The organism is Sphingorhabdus sp. (assembly GCF_046154385.1).
Taxonomy (GTDB): Bacteria; Pseudomonadota; Alphaproteobacteria; order Sphingomonadales; family Sphingomonadaceae; genus Sphingorhabdus_B.
On record NZ_JBJXFW010000015.1, the window covers coordinates 1 to 3,158 of the forward strand.

At 53.5% G+C, this 3,158-nt stretch carries 3 protein-coding genes and 1 tRNA gene; 3 read left to right on the forward strand and 1 reads right to left on the reverse strand.

Translation table 11 applies throughout. The features are described 5' to 3' along the window. Positions 1-103: 103 nt before the first annotated feature. A tRNA-Pro gene (locus ACKVOS_RS03390) sits at positions 104-180 on the reverse strand. A 110-nt stretch (positions 181-290) separates the two neighbouring features. Between ACKVOS_RS03390 and thyA the strand changes: the two genes are divergently transcribed. The 3 genes from thyA to ACKVOS_RS03405 all read left to right on the forward strand — a co-directional run. Further along, the gene (gene thyA / locus ACKVOS_RS03395; RefSeq protein ID WP_409210608.1) at positions 291-1,247 is read left to right on the forward strand and encodes a thymidylate synthase; all 957 of its coding nucleotides are present in this window, start codon (positions 291-293) and stop codon (positions 1,245-1,247) included. 110 nt (positions 1,248-1,357) lie between these two features. Continuing rightward, positions 1,358-2,644, forward strand: coding sequence for a thiamine pyrophosphate-dependent enzyme (locus ACKVOS_RS03400; protein WP_409210609.1), 1,287 nt, complete (start codon positions 1,358-1,360; stop codon positions 2,642-2,644). Further along, positions 2,644-3,158: alpha-ketoacid dehydrogenase subunit beta (locus ACKVOS_RS03405; RefSeq protein WP_409210610.1), on the forward strand; the 515-nt coding region annotated here is incomplete at its 3' end. The genes ACKVOS_RS03400 and ACKVOS_RS03405, both read left to right, overlap by 1 nt.

A 3,158-nucleotide genomic window follows, 5' to 3' on the forward strand; every position in this document is an offset into this window, starting at 1 on the left:
TATAATTTCCTCCAACCGTAGGTTTGCCGTCACTATGCTGGCTTCATCAATGGGCGAATGCTCCGGCAGCGGCTCGTGCTAGCAAAACGGTGCGCAAAATATCTGGTCGGGAAAAGAGGATTCGAACCTCCGGCCCCTGCCTCCCGAAGGCAGTGCTCTACCAGGCTGAGCTATTTCCCGACCCGTAACCGGATTCGTCTGAAAATACCGATTGCGAGATGCTGATATAATTTGGCAGTTTTTCGGTTTCAAGACGATTATATATCAGCAAGCGGTGGTTGCCAGAATCGATGCCACGTTCTAGCCTTCCTGACATGACATCTGCGCCGCATTATGAAGATCAATATCTTGCGCTGATGCGGCGGATATGGACCGAAGGAACGATTCAGCGCGACCGGACCGGTGTCGGGACCCGCGCTGTTTTTGGCGCGATGATGCGGTTTTCATTGGCTGATGATGCCGTCCCCTTGCTAACGACGAAACGGGTATATTGGAAAACTGCGGCCCGCGAAATGCTGTGGTTTTTGACCGGAAACACCAACATTCGTCCGCTTTTGCAGCAAAAAGTGCGGATATGGACCGACTGGCCGCTTGACCGTTATCGCCGCGAAACCGGAAGCGACATCACGCAGGATGATTTCGAAGCCCAAATTGTTGACAGCGCTGAATTTGCGGAGAAATGGGGTGATCTTGGTCCTGTTTACGGCGCGCAATGGGTGAACTGGCCCAATTATCAGCCGGTGGGCGAAGGACTGTTCCAGAAAATGGATAAAGGCATCAATCAGGTCAGCCTGCTTGTTGAAAGCCTGAAAAACAATCCGGGTTCAAGGCGGCATATCATCGAAGGGTGGAATGTGGCTGAATTGGAGAGGATGGCATTGCCGCCTTGCCACAAAACCTATCAGTTTCATGTCGCCGACGGGGTGTTAAGCTGCATATTGTTTCAGCGATCTTGTGATCTCGGTCTTGGCTTTGCCTTCAATGCCTTTTCAGCCGCGCTTTTGACCCGGATGCTTGCCGCCGTCTGCGGATATCAGGCGGGTGAGCTGATCTGGCAGGGCGGTGATGTGCATCTTTATCTCAACCACAGTGATCTTGTTGAGGAGCAATTGTCACGCACACCATGCGGCACGCCCAAGCTTAAGTTGCTTCGCACACCGCCCAGCATTTTTGACTTTTCGATAGAAGATTTCGATGTCGTTGATTACGCTCCGCAGGCGCATATCTCGGCGCCTGTTGCCGTTTGAATTTGGAATAGGTCAGCACTATTGACCTAAAGCAAGGCTTGAAATAATATAACAATCGCAGACAATAAATTACCTGAGTCGTTCAGGGGGTCATAGGCGGAGGAACAAGCATGGGGCAGCATCAAAGGGATAATCTTGCGCCGCTGCATCTGCATGTTCCCGAACCCAAATTCCGTCCCGGCGATAAAGCGGATTTCAGCGACATTGTGGTCCCCGAAGTGGACGCAATTACACGTCCTGATGAACATGTCGCGCCTGCGGATATTCATGCGCTGGCTTATGGTCTTGTTCGGGTCCTTGATGACGGAAACGCTGCCACCGGTAGCTGGAACCCCGGCCTGAGCGCCGATACGTTGCGACTGATGCTGCGTAAAATGTTGACCTTGCGCGCCTTTGATGACCGGATGTTCCGCGCGCAGCGGCAGGGCAAGACAAGCTTTTACATGAAATCATTCGGTGAAGAAGCAACCTCGGTTGCCACCACAATGGCTTTGCATCGGGATGATATGTGTTTTCCGAGCTATCGCCAGCAAGGCATTCTAATAACACGTGATTATCCTTTGGTTGATATGATGAACCAGATATACTCCAACCGCGGGGACCGGTTAAAGGGGCGGCAATTGCCGATCATGTATTCGGCCAAGGATTATGGCTTTTTCAGTATTTCGGGAAATTTGACGACGCAATATCCGCAAGCGGTGGGTTGGGCGATGGCGTCGGCGTCGCGGGCAGACACACGTATTGCCGCCGTATGGTGTGGCGACGGGTCTACGGCAGAGGGCGATTTTCACAGTGCACTGACGTTCGCCGCTGTTTACAATGCGCCAGTCATATTTCAGGTCGTCAACAATCAATGGGCCATTTCCTCTTTCTCCGGATTTGCGGGGAGTGAACGGACGACTTTCGCCGCGAAAGCCATAGGATATGGCATTGCCGGACTGCGGGTTGACGGAAATGACGTTCTGGCGGTCTATGCCGCGATGCAATGGGCGGCCAATCGGGCGCGCACCAATAATGGTCCGACCTTGATCGAATATTTCACCTATCGTGGGGAGGGGCATTCGACGTCGGACGATCCTAATGCCTATCGCGCTGCTGAAGAATATGCCCTGTGGCCATTGGGTGATCCGGTCGACCGGCTAAAGGCGCATTTGATTTCAACCGGCGAATGGAGCGACGAACAGCATGAAGCGCTGGTTGCGAGCCTGTCAGATGAAGTGAAGGCGAAGCAAAAGGAAGCCGAACAGAACGGCATTTTGGGCCATGGTCTGCACCATCCGTTCGAAACCATGTTTGAAGATGTCTTCGAAGAAATGCCCGCGCATTTGAAAGAGCAATGTGCCCAGATGCTCGAAGAACAGCGCGATAAATTCGGCCCGGAATGGGAGGCGCGCTGATGTCTGAAGACGCGACCAAAACCATGAACATGATCGAGGCGATCAACAGCGCGCTTGATGTGATGCTGGGCCAGGATCCAGATGTCGTCATCATGGGCGAAGATGTCGGCTATTTCGGCGGCGTATTCCGGGCGACAGCAGGCTTGCAGAAAAAGCACGGCAAAACCCGTGTCTTTGACACGCCGATTAGCGAGTGCGGTATCATCGGCGTCGGCGTGGGGATGGCCGCATATGGTTTACGCCCCGTCCCCGAAATCCAGTTCGCAGACTATATCTACCCCGGTCTCGACCAGCTGGTCAGCGAAGCGGCGCGTATACGCTATCGGTCGGCAAATGATTTCATCTGCCCCATGACCGTCCGGTCGCCTTTTGGCGGCGGTATTTTCGGCGGGCAAACGCATAGCCAAAGCCCGGAAAGTCTGTTTACCCATGTCTGCGGTATCAAAACGGTCATCCCGGCAACGCCTTATGACGCGAAGGGTTTGTTGATTGCGGCCATTGAGGACAATGATCC

Bases quoted from the DNA above. Each gene is read 5' to 3' on its own strand.
- thyA (WP_409210608.1), top strand. From the start codon at position 291: ATGCCACGTTCTAGCCTTCCTGACATGACATCTGCGCCGCATTATGAA.
- ACKVOS_RS03400 (WP_409210609.1), top strand. From the start codon at position 1,358: ATGGGGCAGCATCAAAGGGATAATCTTGCGCCGCTGCATCTGCATGTT.